14 protein-coding genes are annotated in these 20,667 nt (G+C 42.7%); 1 reads left to right on the top strand and 13 read right to left on the bottom strand.

The features are described from left to right. Positions 1-5: 5 nt before the first annotated feature. The 8 genes from ACQ4LT_RS11485 to ACQ4LT_RS11450 form a co-directional block, all read right to left on the bottom strand. Positions 6-1,496 (bottom strand): OmpP1/FadL family transporter, encoded by a 1,491-nt coding sequence (locus tag ACQ4LT_RS11485; protein ID WP_445666194.1) that lies wholly within the window; start codon positions 1,494-1,496, stop codon positions 6-8. Positions 1,497-1,532: 36 nt separating this feature from the next. Continuing rightward, positions 1,533-2,840 (bottom strand): hypothetical protein, encoded by a 1,308-nt coding sequence (locus ACQ4LT_RS11480; protein WP_445666193.1) that lies wholly within the window; start codon positions 2,838-2,840, stop codon positions 1,533-1,535. 114 nt (positions 2,841-2,954) lie between these two features. After that, positions 2,955-3,590: a response regulator gene (locus ACQ4LT_RS11475; protein WP_445666192.1), complete on the bottom strand. Its 636-nt coding sequence runs from the start codon at positions 3,588-3,590 to the stop codon at positions 2,955-2,957. A 42-nt stretch (positions 3,591-3,632) separates the two neighbouring features. Further along, positions 3,633-6,494: a ligand-binding sensor domain-containing protein gene (locus ACQ4LT_RS11470; RefSeq protein WP_445666191.1), complete on the bottom strand. Its 2,862-nt coding sequence runs from the start codon at positions 6,492-6,494 to the stop codon at positions 3,633-3,635. A gap of 124 nt (positions 6,495-6,618) precedes the next feature. Continuing rightward, positions 6,619-7,473, bottom strand: coding sequence for a sigma-70 family RNA polymerase sigma factor (locus tag ACQ4LT_RS11465; protein ID WP_095607284.1), 855 nt, complete (start codon positions 7,471-7,473; stop codon positions 6,619-6,621). A gap of 177 nt (positions 7,474-7,650) precedes the next feature. After that, positions 7,651-8,832 (bottom strand): phosphopentomutase, encoded by a 1,182-nt coding sequence (locus tag ACQ4LT_RS11460; RefSeq protein ID WP_445666190.1) that lies wholly within the window; start codon positions 8,830-8,832, stop codon positions 7,651-7,653. 5 nt (positions 8,833-8,837) lie between these two features. Continuing rightward, entirely contained in the window at positions 8,838-10,349 is a 1,512-nt protein-coding gene (locus ACQ4LT_RS11455) for a GAF domain-containing protein (protein WP_445666189.1), read from the bottom strand. A gap of 6 nt (positions 10,350-10,355) precedes the next feature. Continuing rightward, on the bottom strand, positions 10,356-12,152 hold the full coding sequence (locus tag ACQ4LT_RS11450; protein WP_445666188.1) for a M3 family oligoendopeptidase: 1,797 nt from the start codon (positions 12,150-12,152) through the stop codon (positions 10,356-10,358). A 219-nt stretch (positions 12,153-12,371) separates the two neighbouring features. Here ACQ4LT_RS11450 and ACQ4LT_RS11445 point away from each other — a divergent pair, with 219 nt between their 5' ends. After that, complete coding sequence (locus ACQ4LT_RS11445) at positions 12,372-16,031, top strand: multifunctional oxoglutarate decarboxylase/oxoglutarate dehydrogenase thiamine pyrophosphate-binding subunit/dihydrolipoyllysine-residue succinyltransferase subunit (protein WP_445666187.1); 3,660 nt, start codon at positions 12,372-12,374, stop codon at positions 16,029-16,031. Positions 16,032-16,379: 348 nt separating this feature from the next. Here ACQ4LT_RS11445 and folE2 read toward each other — a convergent pair whose 3' ends face one another. From folE2 to ACQ4LT_RS11420, 5 genes are all read right to left on the bottom strand, one after another. Next, complete coding sequence (folE2, locus tag ACQ4LT_RS11440; protein WP_445666186.1) at positions 16,380-17,279, bottom strand: GTP cyclohydrolase FolE2; 900 nt, start codon at positions 17,277-17,279, stop codon at positions 16,380-16,382. Between the two features lie 26 nt (positions 17,280-17,305). Continuing rightward, positions 17,306-17,758 (bottom strand): 6-pyruvoyl trahydropterin synthase family protein, encoded by a 453-nt coding sequence (locus ACQ4LT_RS11435; protein WP_445666185.1) that lies wholly within the window; start codon positions 17,756-17,758, stop codon positions 17,306-17,308. Between the two features lie 143 nt (positions 17,759-17,901). Then, a complete protein-coding gene (arsB, locus tag ACQ4LT_RS11430; RefSeq protein ID WP_445666184.1) occupies positions 17,902-18,981 on the bottom strand; it encodes an ACR3 family arsenite efflux transporter in 1,080 nt (359 codons plus the stop codon). A 96-nt stretch (positions 18,982-19,077) separates the two neighbouring features. After that, positions 19,078-19,674 (bottom strand): protein-tyrosine-phosphatase, encoded by a 597-nt coding sequence (locus tag ACQ4LT_RS11425; protein WP_445666183.1) that lies wholly within the window; start codon positions 19,672-19,674, stop codon positions 19,078-19,080. An 86-nt stretch (positions 19,675-19,760) separates the two neighbouring features. After that, positions 19,761-20,666 carry an arsenite methyltransferase gene (locus tag ACQ4LT_RS11420; protein WP_445666182.1) on the bottom strand — a complete coding sequence of 302 codons (906 nt, stop codon included), beginning with the start codon at positions 20,664-20,666 and terminating at the stop codon, positions 19,761-19,763. Position 20,667 lies beyond the last annotated feature (1 nt).

Here is a 20,667-nt window from a genome sequence, read left to right as displayed (position 1 = left end):
GGATTCTACAATGTCATTCTTAAGCCTGTCATTATATTAAGGCGGGTGACCTGTTCGTTAACCACTTCGGTGACATCAGGTGTTGAATAGAGGGCGTTTTGATCATCCCAAAAACTATATTGGATACCAAAATCGAACGTAAGACCTTTGGTTAACACGGCACTGAATCCACCGCTGATAAACTGCCGACCGCTGTTAATGCCATCTTGCGGACTGGGAAAATAAGCATATCCCGCACGAGCTGTAAAATGATCGTTGGTTCTATACTCCAATCCACCCCTCAGATTTATAACATCATTAAAAGCAGACTTCACGTCGGAGTTTATTGCATTCTCCTGGGGATTTAAATTGATCTCATCAAAATCAATTTTTCCATCCGAATAGGAAATAACCTCAGCCGATCCCGAGAGTGTAAGCTTAGGTATACCTGAAAAGGTTACCCCTGCTTTAATCCGCTGTGGACGTGTTATTGTGTATGAAAATGCCCCGGGCGCCTCATCAGAAAATTGAATGGTATTATCAAAGGTTGTCGTGATTTCAGTATTAAATTCCTCATCAATGAAGAGCTTCGAGGGAAACTCATAGCTGGCAGCCAGTCTAAAATAGGGCATTGGCTCATAAACAATTCCCAGCCGAGCACTAAACGCCTGAATTTCGGCATCGATCCTATCGACACTTAAAATATTTTTAATATCGGTATCGGGATTGCCATCACCATCGGAGTCAATAAATGCGGCATTATAATCATCCTGCCGATCTGATTCCAGGAAATCCCTTTGATAGGTGTACGTGCCGCTATAGTAGCCAATCGAGCCACCGATGAATAAGTTTTCCATAAACTCGGTCGCCATAAAAATAGAATATTCCCCTGTTTTACCTCGCTCGGTCATCTCCACATCCTGATTGATCCCCGGGAATTGTGGGAACCCGATTCGAAAAATTGAGGAAGTCTCGGCATAAGAACTGTCGGTCGTAGCAAAGTCAACAGCATAAGTGTCAAAAGCGGCAAAAAACAGGCTGTCATCTGTCGTGGTGTTATAAAAGTCGGTAATAGTTGACTGCTCATTTCTTCCCGAAGCCGAAAGTGCCCGATTAAAATCGGTTGTTTGGCTATATCCGCCTCCCACTACCAGACTACCTCTCGTTGTCGGTACTTTATAGACTAATCCAAGGTCGCCAATACCTGTCTGATTATCAGAAAAGTTGGACGTATTTCCCAAATAGGTACCCGTCTCGTCGATAAAACGACTGCTTACTCCTACCGAAAGAAAGCTTTCATCAAACAGCGCCATGGATGCAGGATTTTCCTGATAGGCTCCAAATCCGGTGGTATTGCTAACCCCGGGCATTACTATGCTAATGGGATCGTACGAGGGATATTCCAAGCTGTATCGCAATACATCATCCGCACTCTGTGCCTTAACTTGAGTGGCAGAAATAATGAACACACTAATGAATAGCAGAATACTTTTTTTAGACATACTTCTATCATTCATGAATTAAAAATGATTTTGTTGAATGTGGCCAGTTTATTAATTGCCGCGACTCCTCTCCGAGCTCGATGAACTGCCACTATCGCTTCGGCTTCGAGACGAAGAACTGCCACTACCCCGAGAACGTGAATTGCTGGACGATGATTTACTTCTTGTCACCGAGCTGCGATTGTTACTGCTCGAACTACGGTTTAGAGCCGACCTGTTTGTTGATGGGAAACTACTTCTGGTACGTAATGTTCGTCCATTATTTCCATTCGAAAAGCTGCTGGTGTTTTGTTCGAAAAAGTTCTTCATCCGGTTAAAAAACGTTGTTCGGTCGTCCCTGTTACTATTTAACTGAGATCGGTTTATAATGCTCTTTCGATCATTGCTGATACGAGCTCGAATCTGTTCTAACTGCTTTTCATCAATAACAAGCGGTATCTCGTCACTATTACTGCGATAATCATAACGATCTAACCGGCTATTATCGATTTGATCCTGCCCTCTTGTTCGGCTCCGACTTGAACGACTTGAGGAACTGTTATCCCTGTCTTTTGCTCGGTTAACAGACGAGCGACCAGAAGTATCTCGAGTACGCGTTGTACCTACCGACCGAGTACGTACCGTTGACGATGTTCGGTTGGTCACCGCAGCACTTCGATTCCTGTCAACCGTCCTGGATCTATTACCATCCGTTACGACCCGGTTTGTACCGATAGACCGCGGACTATAACGGATATTATTACCCTCTCTCACTTTTTCATCGGGATAATATCCATGACCAAATCCAGACTTACCATAAAAATTCCAATATCCGTAACCGTATGCATATCGACTGTAATATCGATGCCAATAGTAGTCATAATAGGGTCTATAGAACGGATCGTAATAACCGTAATGATAACTTGGCCATCCCCAATTTAAAGTAACCGAAATTCCATAATGCGGTCGATCGTACCAGCGTCCATATAAACTATGATAGGTCCAGCGATCGTAACTAAACGGATGCCACGAATAAAATGAGTTGTATCTCGAATAAGGATAAGTTCTGTGCCCATACCAGTCATTCCCATAAAAGTTGTATACATTGCCATACTTGGTGGCATATTCATAATCTTTATAATAGACTGGGATGTAATCTCTGCGCTCCTCTTGGTTATTTTCTGCCTTAGCTACATCCTCATTCGTTTTATCTCTCGAAGATTCAGCTTTCTCTTCCCCATTCCAAGAGTAGCCCGGGGTATCGCTTGTTTGTTTCTTATCCGTAACCTTCTTCATGGTTTGGCTATACTGAAGCTGTGTATAGCAACCGGTTAAGAGGAGTGATATCAGCGTAATAATTATTGCTTTCAACAGTTTCATGGCGATCTCCGTATTATATTTCAGCAGAGTAATCTAGCATTTCAGTTAATTTCTATCACTATCTTATCAATCTAACACACAGTGATCAATCACATATTCATGCGAAGGGCGTCATTAAATTTCTCCCTTCAGTGACTTGGCAATAACTTCTGCCTTAGAATTAACGTGCAGCTTCTTGTAAATATTACGGATATGGGCACGAACCGTATCAATAGAAATATCGTACCGATCAGCAATCATTTTATAACTTAGTCCGTCTACAAGTCCATTTACAATATCATGCTCGCGCGGAGTTAAATCAGAATCGGTATTCTTTTTTGGAGCATTTTCCTGGAAATGGTTAATCACTTTGCGCGCAATCTGTGGCGACATGGGCGCACCGCCATCAACCAATTTTAATATCGATTCCTTAATCTCCGGCAGTGAAGTGTGTTTTAACAGATATCCCGATGCACCCGCCCGTAAAGCATTGAATATTTTATGAGAATCGTGGTATATCGTAAGCATGATGATATCCACATCCTCATACTCTTCTTTGATCAGGCTGATACCTTTAATACCCGACATACCCGGTAGTTGGATATCCATTAAAATAACATCAGGTGCCGGGTGTTCTTCCAAATACTCCTGCATCTCCTCTACCGAATCTACCGCTACAGGACAAGACAGCTCGTCCTGCATATCCAGGTAGCGCTGTATTAAATCCCGTATTTTTTTATTGTCTTCAACAATACCTACTACCGGTGCCATGATGCCAGAGTTTTATTACATTTTGTATTAAATCCGTACTAATTAGTTACGATTCTCTACGATCACTTCAAAACCATTCTTATTATTAAATGTAATTTCTGCATCAATTCGTTTCGCCCGCATCCTCATATTTCTCATTCCCTGTCCACTTTTTCGCGATCCGGAAGCTCCAGTCCCATTATCTTTAATCCCCATTGTAAACCCACTACCATCAGCAATTAACTTCACATCCACACGTTCTGCGTTCGAATGCTTGGCTATATTATTTACCGCTTCCTTAAATATCAGATACAGGTTTTCTTTTACTGATACATCCAGCTGTTGCTGCATATCACAATCAAAATCGTAAAACACCTTCCGGTCCGGCAATACATTATTCACGTAGTCCTGCATGCGATCGGTCAGGTCCCCAATAGTATCATTACGGGCATCGATAGACCATACAATATCATCCAGGCTCGAGACTATTTTCCGGCTTTGAGCACCAATTTGTTTTAGGGGATCCTCCAATTTGTTCGGCACCTCCATTGTTTGCAAAAAGTCAGACTGTAGAGCAATTTCTGTTAGAGCTGATCCCACATCATCATGTAGATCGCTGGCAATTTGTACGCGCATTCGCTCCATTTCTATCATCTTTTTTACGCGATAATAGTTATAAATAAACAGGATTATACCTGCCAATGCGATAATAACCAATGCTATAAACCACCATCGCAACCAAAATGGAGCCTGCACCGAAAAACTAATATTGGCAGCTTCCGAACTCCATTCTCCATTAAAATTCCGTGCTTTCACCTCAAAGGTATAGTCCCCCGCCATAAGTGCAGAATACCGAACCGATGACTGGGTGGTTTCTTGCCATCCTTCGTTTGAATTTTTTAACCGATAGCGATATTTCACCTGGTGAGGGGCTGTAAAACTAATGCCAATAAACTCAAATGTGATATTCTGGTTATCACTTTCAATATCCAGCGGCTCCTTAATTGGAACACGTTGGCCGGATACGCTAATATTTTCTATATGCACTTTGGGAGCAGTCTTGCTAACCTTTTCTTTAGATGGATCAAAAACAGAAACACCCCCTACTGATCCGAACCAAAGTCGCCCCCGACTATCCTTAAACGAAGCCCCGGCATTCATTTCGTTAGACGTCAGCCCCTGATCTGTGGTAAGCAGTCGAAAAATTTGCTTATCAGTACTTTCATCCCCTGACTGGTAGGCTTGATAATCAAATCGAACGACTCCCTGGGTGGTACCAATCCAAAAAATTCCGCGCTCATCTTGTTCCATGAAGTAGCACACCTCGTCGGGCAATCCCTCTTCGGGTGTTATTGATTCAAAACCATCATCAGCAAAACGAGCAATGCCCCCAAAAGTCGTCACCCATAACTCTCCTCTATTATCTATCAAGACATCTAAAATGCCGTTGTGGGGCAGACCATCCTGAATAGTATAGTTGGTAACAGAATCATCTTGAAAACGACTTAATCCACCATAGGTACCAGCCCAAATAGTCCCTTCATTACTTTGTTCAAAGGCCATTACAGTATTATTTGGCAACCCATCAGCTTCGGTTATTTGGTTAAACTTACCATCTTGGAACTGGATAATTCCTTGCCCATAGGTTCCCAGCCAAAATTCATTCTCCCCTTCTACAGGAAGAATCGCTCTAATTTTACGATGTGGCAAGTCATCTTCATCAAAGTTCTGGAACGTATTTTCATGGTAAATACTCAGTCCCCAACGCGTACCAATCAGCAAACGACCCAGAGCATCTGTTTCCATAGTATAAACCTTGTTATCAACCAATCCGTCCGAGTTATTAAGGGTTTCAATATCGTTATTCTTAACTCTTGTAATGCCACCACCATACGTTGATATCCAGTACTGTCCCAACGGATCTTCGGCAATAGATGTTACAACATTATTGGGCAAGCCATTTTCAATAGTATAATTTTGGATTTGATCTCCCATAAACATACTTACTCCACCGCCGAAGGTTCCAAGCCAAATATTACCTTCGCGATCATAATAGGTTGTGTAAATAATATTATTGGAAAGCCCTTCATCAACAGAATAATTTTCAAATTCACCATTAGAAAAATAGCTGGCCCCCTCTTCTGTACCTAACCACAAGTTATTGTCGGTATCTACTGATATGGATTGAATCCGATTATTAATTAGGCCATCTCGCTGGGTAAAACAATTAATCTCGTCCTCAGATACAGTACAAAGGCCGCCCCGACTGGCAACCCAAAGAGTTCCATTTTCGGTTAAGGCAAGATCTCTGAGTCGATTGTCCGGCAATCCATGTTGTGTGGTAAAGGTTCTAAAATTTCCATCATCTAACTTAGTGAGACCGTCACGAGTAGCAAACCAAATAACTCCTTCCTGATCTTCAAGAACATCCCGCACCCGATTACTGCCCATCCCATGTACTTCTCGATATTGGGTCAGTTGCTCGCTGCGATCCCAGTGCCAAACCCCTTCGCCATCCGTGGTAAACCAAAACTCATTTTGACTATCTTTATAAATCGATAAAATCGAACTTGACGCCAATGGCTGTAACTCCGGTATGGTATGGATGCTGTCTTTTCTCATAACATTAACACCACCTTCGGTCCCAATCCACAGCTCATTTTCTCCATCGGCATAAAGCGACTGTATACTATTATTAAGCAAACCATCTTCAACGTAATAGTTCTTAAATCCAATGCCGTCAAAACGGTTTAAGCCATATCCCGTACCGATCCACAAATATCCGTCTTCATCTTGCGTAATCGTATTAACAACCGATTCGCTTAACCCGTTTTCAATAGAGTACGTGCGAAAGGGATACGTTTGCGCCTCCACTATAGTAGTCATAGAAAGAAGTAGAAGAAGTACACTAATTCCTTTTTTCATAATCATTTACATCATAAAACAGCTGAAGAATATTTAATATCTATACCCTATTCTATCAAAAGTTTCGACAAATAAAAAAGCCCCGGAATTCGGGGCTTTTAATCATTTAATATGTTTACAAATCTTATCCTAAATAGGCACGCAGTGCGGCACTTCTGTTGTGGTGACGCAATTTACGTAGTGCTTTTTCTTTAATCTGGCGAACTCGTTCACGTGTCAGATCAAAACGCTCACCAATTTCTTCGAGTGTTAACGAGTGTTCGCGACCAATGCCAAAATAAAGACGAATAACCTCTGCTTCCCGATTCGTCAGCTTAGAAAGCGCTCGCTCAATTTCAACTTTGAGCGATTCCCCCATCAGATCCGTATCGGGATCCGGGGTTTCTTCATTCTCAAGGACATCAAGCAGGCGGTTATCTTCACCCTGTGCAAATGGTGCATCCACAGAAAGGTGTCGGCCCGAAATTTTAAGCGTATCGGCTACTTCCGAGACCGTCATATCCAAACTTTCGGCAAGTTCGGCAGCAGAAGGAACACGCTCGTACTCCTGCTCTAACTTGGAAAGCTCTTTACCTATTTTATTGAGCGCACCTACACGGTTGAGCGGGAGACGTACAATACGACTCTGTTCAGCCAGTGCCTGTAAAATAGATTGACGAATCCACCAAACCGCGTACGAAATAAACTTGAAACCCCGCGTTTCATCAAAACGCTTAGCGGCTTTGATCAAGCCAAGGTTCCCTTCATTGATAAGATCGCCCAGTGAAAGCCCTTGGTTTTGATACTGTTTGGCAACAGAAACCACAAAACGCAAGTTTGCCTTCGTTAAATCTTCGAGCGCTTTTTGACTGCCTTTTTGTATTTCTTTGGCAAGTCTAACCTCGTCTTCGGGGGTGATAAGTTTTTCTTTTCCTATCTCCTGTAAATAGCGGTCGAGAGATTCTGATTCTCGAGTAGAAATACCTGAACTTCTAGCCACGGGATGTGATGGATTAAATTAGGATTTATTAGCGATGATTTGATCTGCTGCTAAAGATCACTTCGATAAGACAATCAAGTTTGTTAAATGGGATAATACAACGACTAAATCGGATATATGTTGTCTATTCTCGATCTCTATAATATAGGACTTTAAAATATAAATTTCGAACCGATTTTAACGCCCTTCTTCAGTTTTATTTAACATTGATGTGCCCGGAAATGTTTCCGAAATCCCGAAAAAATCAGCAGCGGTAGTTGCGATATCACTAAACGTATCACGGGTCCCCAAGTTAATGCGTTCAGCCTTATCGAATGGACATATTAATACGGGTACAAACTCTCGGCTGTGATCAGTACTTTCAGATGTAGGATCGTTACCGTGATCTCCGGTAATAATCAAAATATCATCCTCATCCAGCTTACTTACGATTGCCGGTATCGCCCGATCAAATTCCTGCAGACATTCTGCAAATCCCTGTGGATCAAGCCGATGACCATATTTTTGATCCGTATCAATCAGGTTTACAAATATAAAACTGTCTTCGACAGCTGACATCAGGCTTAGCAGTTGAGAAATGCCCTCTGCATTACTTTTGGTTCGCCGGAATTGAGTAAAATATTCTTCGGTAAAAAGATCAACGACTTTACCAATAGAATAGGTTTTCGTCCCCTGCTGCTGCAACCGATTGATAATATTGTGCTCCGGCGGCTTCATTGAAAAATCATGCCGCTTATCAGAAATGCGCTCAAAATTTCCCGGCTCTCCTGTAAACGGTCGGGCAATAACTCGTCCTACCCCGTGTTCCTCCTGCAGTACTTCTTTGCGCGCAAATTCACACCATTCGTAAAGCGTATCAACAGGAGTTACATCCACATGGGCAGCAACCTGGAACACACTGTCGGCCGAGGTATACACAATAGGATATCCGGTTTCCATATGCTCCTCACCGTAATCGGCAATAACCTCAGTACCCGAATACGGTTTGTTCACCAACGCCTTTTCTACGCCAATTCCCTCACAAAACTGGTTAATAATCTCTTGAGGAAAACCATCGGGATAGGTTGGAAATGGCCGATTGAGTTGTATCCCAGCAATTTCCCAGTGACCTGTGGTAGAATCTTTTCCGGCCGACAGTTCCCGCATTTTTCCATAGGCACAAATGGGCTCCGACTCAACAGCCACTGATGTCAGCGGAATAATATTGCCAAGACCCATTCGCTGCAAATTGGGTAGCTTGACATCTGTTTCTTCACACACGTGACCCAGCGTATTTTCATCTTCATCTCCATATTCGGCAGCATCTTCTTGCGCCCCAACGCCAAGACCATCAACAACAATTACATAACAATTTCCCATAAACGTTATACCGCTTCGTTTTTATTGGATTTTAGTGCCTGTGATAAAGCCGATTTAGCATTTTTCAATACTTGATAACTATCTGTATAGTCGCTGTCCAACCGCACAAATCCCACTTTTATACCAGTTTCAATATGCATACCGTTTGAAAGTTCAAACGAACCGTCAAACTTCTTTTTCACGGACTTACTCCAGTTTTTTACGGCATCCCCATCTTTGCTCTGAATTAAAAAGGAATACACATAGTCAGAATTATATCCCAAAATCCCATTATAGCCGAACTGATTGGGATTAAATGATTTGATCAAATCTTTCTGCATCTGATCCAGCTGATCCATCCGCAACTTTGTTCGCAATTCAGGTAGATTGGAAAGGGTAATCAATCCAAACCAGCTTTTCTGTATCGCCGAATCGGGTTTAAGACGCTTTAATTCTGAATTGATCGTCTGCTCCCATAGTTCCGGCAAATAAGCTTCATACTGATTGGCAAAAACGGAACTGTCAACATCCAGCTTGGGATTATTTGAGAGCATCTGTAATCCCGCGATACGCACCAGATTTATTAACTTGTGTTTCGTAGATTCCTTAAAAATCAGCGGATTTTTATCATATACCAATACCACACCCTGGCGACGATCTTTCATCATCAACGGGATAGCAAGTGTAGCCCCCTCCGAATTCAATTCCCTTGGCGAAAGTCGTTTGGGATTATTATTAAAATGGATGGCAAACTCAGCCTTACCTTGCTCAGCAGCCTCATAAGCCAGCGAACGCTCTTCCATCTTCATCCCAATAGGCGGTGCATAGTTGGCTTCATCAGCGTTTAGAACATTATACCAGTTGTCCATTCCCCGGGTGATAAACGAAACCCCACCGTCATACAAAAAGGATTGTATGGTATTCAAGAGCCTCTTTATCAACTCTGTGCGGTGACAACGAATTTCCAATCCGGAAATACAATCCTCGTAATTAATCCACTCATCCTGCTGTTCGTAAAGGTCACTGATTTCCAAATAGGTATTCAGCACATTGCGCAGCGCATTGATGTACGAATAAATAACATCGCTCTTATTTTCGGTAAAGATATGATCCCGAGACTCCAACACGGTTATAGCTACCGTTTCCCCGTTATTCACAAATGGAAGCAACGTAATGTACTTGACCGGTACTTCGCTGTAGTAATGATTTAATGCAGAGGCCGGTATATCCTCACCAACTTCAATCGCAGTGGGTTCATCCAGATCCTTAAACTCATCCAAAAAGTGTTTGTCAAAACTAATGCGATCTTTAAACATCACATTGTCAAACACCGTGGATTTCGTCTCCATTACAAACTGCTCCCGCGAACGGTTTACCCAGTACATATACACCGTTTCCATCTCGGAAGCACTCTGCAACATAAAAATCAGGTCATTCAGCACTTGCTTAAATTCACGCAGCGCTTTTTCCTGACGCTTCTGCCCCATTAATTCCGCGTTCGATCGCTCCTTTTCCCGTGCCGTTGCGTAATTATCCATCCCCTGTTAATTTATCTTTTTTGCCAGTTCTTCTGCCTGTTTAATCATCTCCTCAATAGCCGCAAGACCGTTATCCCAAAAATCCGGCTGCGTAATATCTAATCCCAACTTCCCGACGATGTTTTCCGGCCAGTCAGATCCACCTGCACGCAACATCTCAATATACTTATCTGAAAATCCATTTTGCGATCGCGTGTATTGTTGATAAAGCGCCAGCACCAGCAGTTCACCAAAAGCATAAGCATACACATATCCCGGCGTATGCAAAAAGTGCGGTATGTAGCTCCACCAAAGATTGTATTCCTCCGTAAGTGTAACGGAATCACCATAGACCGCTTCCTGCGTTTCACGCCAAAGTGTAGAGAAATCTTCGGTTGTCAGTTCTCCTTTCTGGCGCCGGTGGGTGTGCATCGCATCTTCGAATCGATTCATAGATACCTGTCGAAACACCGTTGCAATAGTATCATCAATTTTGCCAATCAGCAGTGCCAGCTTTTCTTTAGGATCGTCGAGTTTGCCCATCAGTTTCTGAAAGACCAACATTTCACCAAATACCGAAGCCGTTTCCGCGGTCGTCAGTGGCGTATCCGCCTGCAGCGCACCTTGCTCTCTGGATAAATACTGATGAACCCCATGTCCCAACTCATGAGCCAATGTTTGTACGTCTCGGACTTTACCATCAAAATTCATAAATACATAGGGATGCACCGACGGTACGGTGCTCGCCGAATAGGCTCCTCCCCTCTTGCCGGGTTTCATTGCAGCGTCAATCCAGTTGTTATCGAAAAATTTACCGGTGACCGTTCCCATTTCAGGATGGAAATCGGTGTAGGAATCCATCACCATTTCCCGGGCTTCGTCCCAGCTAATCTTCTTTTCACTTTCTAACAACGGCGCATAACGATCGTAGTCATAAAGCTCGTCATAGCCCAGCAAACTGCGCTTCAGATCATAAAAACGATGCACCAGATTATAACTGTCGGTTACCGAATTGATTAAAACATCCACCGTTTCATCGTCAATTTCGTTGGCCAGGTTTCGTGATGAAATCCAGCTATCGTAGCCGCGCAACTTATCATCGGTATGCTTGTCGGCCAGCAGCGTATTAAATATAAACGTCATCGTGCGACTGTTATCTTCGAACGTATCTGTCAGCGAAGCATGTGCTCGCTTTCGAAGATCGCGATCCGGCTCATGCAGCTTACTCAATACTTCTTGCTGCGTTAATTCTTCTCCATCCAACTCAAAGCGGGCCGCGCCCATAGTTTCATCAAAATAACGATTCCACGCACTGCGTCCGGTTACTTTCTTGGCGGATAATACCTGCTCTTCCTTTTCACTCAGCACATGATCCTTATATCGACGGGATGTTTCCAGATAGTGCTTATACGGTTCCAGCTCACCACTTTCGATCAGCTTCTGTGCTTTTTCATCATCCACATCAAGCCACTCCACATCAAAAAACACCAACTTCTGATGAATTTCGGAAGAAAGCTCATTGGCTTCCTGCATTAGCTTGCCGTATTCGGATTTGTTGGTATCGGTCGACCAGATGAGATGCGCATACGAACCGATCTTGCCAACCGTTTCAATCAGCTCTTCATAATCTTCAAGAGCCTGTTTCATACCTTCTTCATCAAGATCCGCTACGTTCCCTTTATAAGTTGATGCAAATTCTTCTGCCTGCTCAATGAGCTTTTTCTTGTCGTTTTCAAGAGCGGGATCATCAATGGAATCATAGAGGTCAGAAAGATCCCATTGCACATTTTCTGCCCCTGTTTTTTCTTTCACTTTATCACTCATAAATTTCCTGAAACCTACTTTATCTAATCATTGTTGAAGTATCCAAATAAGCAGAATAAAGCCAAAAATTATCTCTGCTCAAGAATCGTAATTTAATATAACAATGATTAACTTTACGCTTGATTGTTTATGGTTTAAAGAAACCAAAAATAACATTCAATATTAACTCTTTCAGACGTTTATTTACTAATAATCTAAACCTACTCAATAAGACCTATTTTGAAGTCGCTCGAAGCTGTTTTTGGACCTAATTCCGCACTTGTTGAAGAACTTTTTAATCAATACAAAGAAGACCCCTCTTCTGTACCCAATCACTGGCGTCAATATTTTGATGAGATCGAAGGCGTTGAACGGCCAGAAGATATAAAATCGGAAGCGCAAAAAGCCGATGACGGTTCGTCTACTGCCAAAGCTGCTCCATCGAAATCCCAAAAACAGGAAAAGGTGAAAAAAGCACCTCAGCCAAAAGAGGATACCGATGCTGATATCCCTTCAGGAGCTACGCTTGAAAAAATTAAGGGGGTTTCCAGCAAGATCGTCCAGAACATGGATGAAAGTCTGGAGGTTCCCACTGCCACGTCGGTTCGTTCACTGCCCATGAAGATGCTCATTGAAGATCGGGCTATCATCAACCGGCATCTAAAGCAGCGCAACGAGCCCAAATCTTCGTTTACGCACTATATTGCTTGGGCTATTATCAAGGCGCTGGAAGAATATCCCAACATGAACAACTCGTTCATGTATAAAGATGACGATCCCTACAAAGTTATTCCACAGCAGGTAAACCTGGGACTCGCTATTGATGTACAGAATAAGGATGGTTCTCGAAATCTATTGGTGCCCAACATCAAGGGCGTTGATAAGATGAACTTCAAGGAGTTCCTGCATGCTTATTCGGATCTTGTTGACAAAGCCCGAAACGGCAATCTTGAAATTTCTGATTTCCAGGGCACCACCCTTACACTTACCAATCCCGGCATGATCGGAACAGTACAGTCGGTACCGCGCCTGATGAAAACCCAGGGAGCCATTATTGCTACCGGGGCCATTGATTATCCGGCCGAGTATCAATCAATGTCGCAAGAAGTGCTCAACAAGCTGGGCATTAGCAAAGTGATGAATATGACATCAACCTACGATCACCGCGTCATTCAAGGGGCTGAATCAGGTGCATTTCTGAAGAAAGTACATAGTCTCTTAAATGGCGAAGAGGATTTCTACAGTGATATCTTTGAAGATCTCGAAATTCCATACGATCCCCTGCCCTTCGGTGCGGATAATTATGTTGGTCAGCTTGATGGTAGTGGCGCTACCCTGGAACAAAATAAGCGCGCCATTAATGTGATGAGACTTATTAATATGTATCGCACGCGCGGACATGTTCTTGCTGATCTCGATCCGTTGAGCGACGAAACGGGACACAGTCCCGAGCTCGATCTCAGTTACTACGATCTCACACTTTGGGATCTGGACCGAGAATTTTACTGCGGAGGTCTGGGTGGCAACGAAAAAGCTACACTGCGCGAAATTATCACCTTACTGCGAGATACCTATTGTGGTAAGATGGGTGCTGAGTTTATGCATATCCTCGATCTCGAGGAACGCAAATGGCTGCGCGAGCGAATGGAATCCACCACGAATACTCCAGAGCTTACTAAGGATCAGAAAGAACAGATCTTGCACAAGCTCAATCAGGCGATGGCTTTTGAACAATTTCTGCATAAAAAGTATATCGGGCACAAGCGTTTCTCCCTCGAAGGTGAAGATACGCTTATTCCCATGATGGATCACATGCTTGAAAAAGCGGGGCAAGACCAAGTGGAAAAAATATTTATGGGTATGGCCCACCGAGGACGTTTGAACATTCTCGTCAATATTATGAACAAGCCGTACCGAAAAGTCTTTGCCGACTTTGAAGGCAACCTCGATCCCGACAGTATTCAGGGATCCGGTGATGTAAAATACCACTTGGGTTCTAAAGGAACGTATGAAACCACGGCTGGGGAAGAAGTTGAAATTGAATTGATGCCGAACCCAAGTCATCTCGAATCGGTGAACCCGGTTGTTGAGGGAGCGACACGAGCAACGCAAGATCACGACGGCGAAAATGCCGAAAAGAAAAATGTTCCTGTACTTATTCACGGCGACGCAGCATTCTCTGGTCAGGGAGTAGTTGCAGAAACTTTAAATATGTCGCAGCTGGATGCCTACCAAACCGGGGGTACTATCCACATTATTTTAAATAACCAAATTGGATTTACGACCCTGCCTGAAGATGGACGTTCTACCGAATACGCCTCGGATCTTGCCAAAGCTATTCTTGCTCCAATCTTTCATGTTAATGGGGACAACCCCGAAGAAGCTGTACATGCTATGCAGATGGCGTTCGAATATCGGCAGAAGTTTGGGAAAGATGTGGTTATTGATCTGATAGGCTTCCGTAAACACGGCCATAACGAGGGTGACGAACCCGCATTTACACAGCCGGGTATGTATAAAGAAATCGAAGACCATCCCACAGTCCGCGATATTTATACGGAAACGCTCTTGGAACGCGGTGAATTTACTGAAGATGAGATGCAGGAAATCTTTGATGAATTTGATGACCTACTCCGAGAGGCTTTTGAAGATGCAAAAAATGCATCTCCCCTTGAGGTTACTGAAGATATGATTGATCGTCATGAAATGAAGCAAGAAGATTGGAACGAGTTCCCGGATACGACTTACCCCGAGGATGAAATCAAAGATATTGCGGTTAAGCTCAATACCGTTCCCAAAGATTTTGACGCAAATCCCAAGTTATTACGACAGCTGGCTAAACGCGCCGAAACCGTTGAAAAGAACGAGAAAAAAATTGACTGGGGCTTTGCCGAAGCTCTTGCTTTCGGATCGCTCCTCAAAGACGGTACCACTGTTCGTCTTACCGGTCAGGATGCTGAACGCGGAACATTCTCACATCGTCACGCAATTCTGCACGGAACGCAAACCGATCAACAGTTTATTCCGCTCAATAACCTTGAGGACGATCAGGCTCCATTTTATCCATATAATAGCTTGCTCAGTGAATTTGCTGCGGTAGGTTTTGAATTCGGATACAGCGCCGCCAAGCTCGATGCACTTGTTATTTGGGAAGCCCAATTTGGTGACTTTGCCAACGGTGCCCAAGTAGTAATGGATCAATATATATCGGCAAGCGAGGCCAAATGGGGACAGAAATCATCTCTGGTTATGACGCTTCCTCACGGATATGAAGGACAGGGACCCGAACATTCATCGGCACGACTGGAACGGTACTTACAACTTTGCGCCGAAGATAACATGCAGGTTGTCAACTTGACGACTCCTGCTCAATATTTCCACATCTTGCGCAAGCAGGCAAAGCAGGATAATAAAAAGCCACTAATTATCATGTCGCCCAAGAGCTTGTTGCGACATCCGATGGCTACATCCAGAACAGATGATTTAACCAAAGGACAATATCAGCCGTTTATTCCTGATCAGGAAGTGGAAGACAAGAGTAATATCGATCGACTGGTTATCTGCTCTGGCAAGGTTTATTATGATCTATACAAACAGCGTCAAGAAGAGGAAATCGATAATGTTGCCATTGTTCGATTAGAACAATATTACCCCTTCCCAGATAAAGATATCAACGATATTCTGGATGAGTACAGTCATGTTGATGATATTGTATGGTGTCAGGAAGAACCCAAAAATATGGGGGCTTGGACATTTGTATCCACACGTATCATGCAACAGCTTAAAGATGGACAGAATCTGCGCTATGTCGGTCGACTGGCTTCAGCTTCCCCCGCTGCCGGACAAAAGAAAGTCCATAAGGCCGAACAGGAGAAGCTTGTAAATGAGGCTTTGAACTAAGCTTTTAAATTTAAAGATGCCACCAACCTAAATGATGGCATCTTACTTGATAAATCTCAAAATTTATTCTGGCATCGTAGCTCTGCTGCGATGCCTTTTTTATTTCCAGGAAAGGAACATCCGCAACTTAGCCCAAAGATAAATCAGTAGGCTTTCTGTTAATAAGTCCGTTTTAAGCAGACTTCTACAAATATTGCAGTCTGATGAGTTATCTTCAGGCTAAATTTGATAAAAAGTTTTACTTTTCTCCAGTTTATCGAACAAGTGAAAGTAACACAATTTGTAAATAAAAATCCTGACAGGCTTCTCAATCCTGTCAGGATTTAATAAACTTAAAACTATTGATCGCTACCTAAGTCCGTTTTTAACCCCTTTACAAATACGACTAACCGCATCATGGCTGTGGAGGCTTTCCATATGCACGCATCGAATCACAAAATCATGGATACGTTCTTCCTCATTTAATTGCTCATAAAGCAGACGTGCCGCATCTTCCACAAATTTTTGATACGCCCCATTCATCTCTGCAAACGCCTGTTCATCTTCTCTTTTAACCATAACCTGGGTTTCCGTCATAAGTGCCTCTTGGCAATGGCTAACCAATTCCTCAATAAAGATTTCTTCATTCAGCTCAACCGTTAAGTTCGCAATACTGCGCTGGCTGTGTGGAATGCTTGCAACTTCTCTGGTTTCACGGGCATGCTCAGAAAGTTCGTACGAACACGGACATGCACTGCTGTATTCAAAATCAAGATGCATAAACTTGCGAAACTTGCCATTTGCATCCATGGTACCTTCGATAGCTACCGTATAATATTGATAGCCTTCTAATCCCGAGCGCAAACTTTCTTGCTTAATCGGATAGTTAAATGAAAGCCGCAGGTATGCCGATTTAGAATCCAGTTCATTGCGGTAGGTCTCAAGAACTTCTTCTAATTTATCCAGATGAAAGACATCATCTTCAAAATCATAAAAAGATCGCATAATGCGACTCATATTGATTCCCTTCTTCCCGGCCTCCAGCCCGACGTAACCATCCACTGATGTTTCCAACGTAAGCAATTCGCCATCGGGACGAGGATACTTTAGGGGCAGTTTAAAGTCTGATATACCAACCTGCTGAATCGGTACATCGGCCCCTTCAATTAATGAAGCAGGCCCGTTTTGCAAGTCGGGTAAACTCGCTTTATAGTCGTCAGAAACGGTAAATGTGGGATCGTAATGTCGATTCAATTTTGTAGAAATCATTCGTTTACGCTACAGTTCTTAAATTTTTAATCAATAGTGGGAGTCTCTTTTCCCAAAAGGTATGGACAATATTTAGCGGAATTTCGTTCGGTTTCCTGTAACTCAACCTCATACAGAAATCCATTATTGTTGGTTGCCTTTCGAATAGGATCTTCAAGTTCCTTGAAAAAGACCTCAACTAAATTCTCGGTTGAAGGTAAAATATCATCCAAAAAGGGAACATCCAGGTTTAGATTTTTATGATCACATTCATCAACAATACGAGTTTCAATTATAGATTTTAATTTGGATAAATCAATAACATACCCGGTTTCTGCATCAGGTTCACCGGCTACGGTAACCTTTATAATATAATTATGGCCATGCCAGTTTTCATGATTACATTTGCCAAAGGTTTCCTCATTCCATGCGTCGGATTTATCCGGGTTATGCAACCGGTGGGCTGCATTAAAATGTGCTTTTCGAGTTACAAGGACCAAGTTCTGCTTATTTATAGTTTGATATTGACCCTCTTTAACGTTTCTAAAAAATAAAGGGTTCCCAAATCATAAACCGAAGTTATTAGCTTCGGTCTATGATATCAAATATTACTTAAAACAGTATATTATTAGCTAATTTTTGATCACTCTCCCTGCTGTAAACTCGATTCAGGGGCTTGCGGATAATATTTATCTTTCAGCCAGAACGATACGTTGACAAGCCCTATCAGCGCCGGAACTTCAATTAACGGACCCACTACGCCGGCAAATGCCTGTCCACTATTGAGACCAAATACCGCAATGGCAACGGCAATAGCCAGCTCAAAGTTATTCCCGGCGGCGGTAAATGAAATAGATGCGTTCTTGTCGTATTCCGCTCCTATCATTTTGCTCACAGCAAAGCCAATAAAAAACATGACCATAAAATAGATTAGTAGCGGTACGGCAATGCGAGCAACATCCAGCGGAATTTGAACGATGAGTTCGCCTTTGAGGCTAAACATTACGACAATAGTAAAGAGCAGCGCAATGAGTGTCATCGGTGAAATAGCAGGTATGAATTTTTCCTCGTACCACTCCTTACTTTTTAATCGAACAAGTCCAAATCGGCTAACCATGCCTGCCAGGAATGGAATTCCCAGATAGATGGCCACACTTTCGGCTACGGTATAAATTGAGATATCAACGATAGCTCCCTCAAACCCGAAAAAAGGTGGCAGTTTGGTAATAAAGATCCAGGCATAAAAACTGTACGCAAACACCTGAAATACACTGTTGAGTGCTACCAGTCCGGCTCCATATTCACTGCTTCCATCGGCAAGGTCGTTCCAGACCAATACCATGGCGATACAGCGGGCCAGCCCAATGAGAATTAGTCCCGCCATATACTCCGGATAATCCTGTAAAAAGATAATGGCCAGCGCAAACATCAGTACCGGACCTATAATCCAGTTAAGCACCAGCGAAATACTGAGTACTTTCACATCCTTAAACACCTTTGGTAGAAGTTTGTAATCCACTTTAGCTAACGGCGGATACATCATCAAAATTAGTCCGATTGCTATGGGAATATTGGTAGATCCACTACTAAATGAATTGATGAATTCGGATGTAGATGGAATGAAATAACCGATCGCCACTCCTATAGCCATAGCTACAAAAATCCACAGCGTTAAATAACGATCGAGGAAACTCATCTTTTTCGTTGGTGCTGGTGTACTCATTTAAATCTTTAGTAATCAAATTTGAATTGTTAAGTGTATAACTGTATATCCTGAAACAAGATCAGGATGACATAGAAAAGATTTTCTTCCAATAACTCAGACGTTTGACATCAAATAATACATTTCCATCGCAATTTGTCTGCAACTCTCATCGTAGGTTTCAGCTTCTTGTGGTGTGCCGTCTGATTCTTTGGGATCGATGTAGGGAATAGAAAATCGTTTTTCAGCTCCTTGTACGAATGGACAGTTTTCATCGGCATCGGAGCAGGTCATAATAGCCGCAAAATCTTTCTGCGGATTATATGCGTCATCAAATGTTTTTGAGAAACAGATCAACGGTTCTTTCTGCCCATCAAAATATACTTTGTACTTAGGATTTTCTCCGCCAGGATTTTCGACCTTAAATCCTGCTCTCTTTATGGCTGCAACCGCACGTGGATTAAAAGCAGTAGATTCAGTACCTCCGGAATACGTTTTAATAATGTCCAATCCCACATAGTCTGCCATAACCGCTGACCAAATCTGACAAAAGTGGCTTCGCCTGCTATTATGCGTGCAGATGAAAATAAGCTTTGGCTCAACTTTTTCTCTGATATAATTAGCTATTTTTCTTAAATGGACTTTACGGCTTTCAGAAATTTCGGATTGTGCCTTTTTAACATTTTGTATGTATGAGTTTAGTTCTGAAAACATTTAAGCAATTACTTTGTCCCGACACAGTGCATTAGGATGAGATAACGAAAGATTCAGAAACGAGTTCAGAATGACACTGTGGAAAATCAGCAGCAGCCCGATCCCAGTGTGCAAGCAGGTCCCTCTTCTATCATTTCTATTTTCTGTTCATCAACATCACTTTTAGATCCATCCCCGGGTTTTTGGGCAAAAACCGTAATGCTATAAATACCGGTATTACCATTTTTGAACTCTTCCATCTCATCTTCAGATAAATATTTATCCAGAATATCGTCGGGAATGGTAATCGTCTTTTCTTTTTGAATGGTGATATTCTCAAATCCAAGTTCTGTAATATGTCCCATATATTTCTCTTTCTGGATAGCTCCCGCCACGCACCCGGCATACATTTCGGCGTCTTCGCGCAGGGCACCGGGCAGATCTCCCACCAAGACTATATCTGAAATACTGAAATGTCCGCCTGATTTAAGCGTGCGAAAAATCTCGGAAAAGACTCTCGGTTTATCGGGCACCAAATTCAATACACAGTTACTAACGATCACATCGGCCACGTTATCCGAGATGGGCATGTCTTCAATATCCCCATACCGGAATTCGACATTATTAAAACCAAGTTTATCAGCGTTCTTTCGAGCTTTGGCAATCATCGGTTCGGCAAAATCAATACCAATCACCTTCCCTTCCTCTCCCGTTTCGTGTCGAGCTACAAAACAGTCGTTACCGGCTCCCGATCCAAGATCAATAACTGTGTCTCCTTTTTTTATTTTAGCAAACTGGGTAGGCAGACCGCATCCAAGTCCCAGATCGGCATCGGAATTATAGCCTTCGACTTCGCTATAATCATCAGTCATGATGTTGTATACTTCATCAGAACTTTCTCCCGCCCCACAGCACGAGCTGGCATTATAATCCTTCGACTGTTCGCTAATTTGACTGTATTTTTCCTTTACCGTTTGTTTCAGTTCTTCAGCCGTTTTTTCTTTGGTACTCATA

The sequence above is a fragment of the Fodinibius sp. AD559 genome, from assembly GCF_052712805.1.
The sequence above is the reverse complement of the archived record's forward strand: the minus strand, read 5'-3'. Positions and strand labels throughout refer to the sequence as shown.

What these genes read in the sequence shown, in the direction of transcription:
- ACQ4LT_RS11485 (WP_445666194.1), bottom strand. Translation starts at nt 1,496, where the DNA reads ATGAATGATAGAAGTATGTCTAAAAAAAGTATTCTGCTATTCATTAGT.
- ACQ4LT_RS11480 (WP_445666193.1), bottom strand. Translation starts at nt 2,840, where the DNA reads ATGAAACTGTTGAAAGCAATAATTATTACGCTGATATCACTCCTCTTA.
- ACQ4LT_RS11475 (WP_445666192.1), bottom strand. Translation starts at nt 3,590, where the DNA reads ATGGCACCGGTAGTAGGTATTGTTGAAGACAATAAAAAAATACGGGAT.
- ACQ4LT_RS11470 (WP_445666191.1), bottom strand. Translation starts at nt 6,494, where the DNA reads ATGAAAAAAGGAATTAGTGTACTTCTTCTACTTCTTTCTATGACTACT.
- ACQ4LT_RS11460 (WP_445666190.1), bottom strand. Translation starts at nt 8,832, where the DNA reads ATGGGAAATTGTTATGTAATTGTTGTTGATGGTCTTGGCGTTGGGGCG.
- ACQ4LT_RS11455 (WP_445666189.1), bottom strand. Translation starts at nt 10,349, where the DNA reads ATGGATAATTACGCAACGGCACGGGAAAAGGAGCGATCGAACGCGGAA.
- ACQ4LT_RS11450 (WP_445666188.1), bottom strand. Translation starts at nt 12,152, where the DNA reads ATGAGTGATAAAGTGAAAGAAAAAACAGGGGCAGAAAATGTGCAATGG.
- folE2 (WP_445666186.1), bottom strand. Translation starts at nt 17,279, where the DNA reads ATGATTTCTACAAAATTGAATCGACATTACGATCCCACATTTACCGTT.
- arsB (WP_445666184.1), bottom strand. Translation starts at nt 18,981, where the DNA reads ATGAGTACACCAGCACCAACGAAAAAGATGAGTTTCCTCGATCGTTAT.
- ACQ4LT_RS11425 (WP_445666183.1), bottom strand. Translation starts at nt 19,674, where the DNA reads ATGTTTTCAGAACTAAACTCATACATACAAAATGTTAAAAAGGCACAA.
- ACQ4LT_RS11420 (WP_445666182.1), bottom strand. Translation starts at nt 20,666, where the DNA reads ATGAGTACCAAAGAAAAAACGGCTGAAGAACTGAAACAAACGGTAAAG.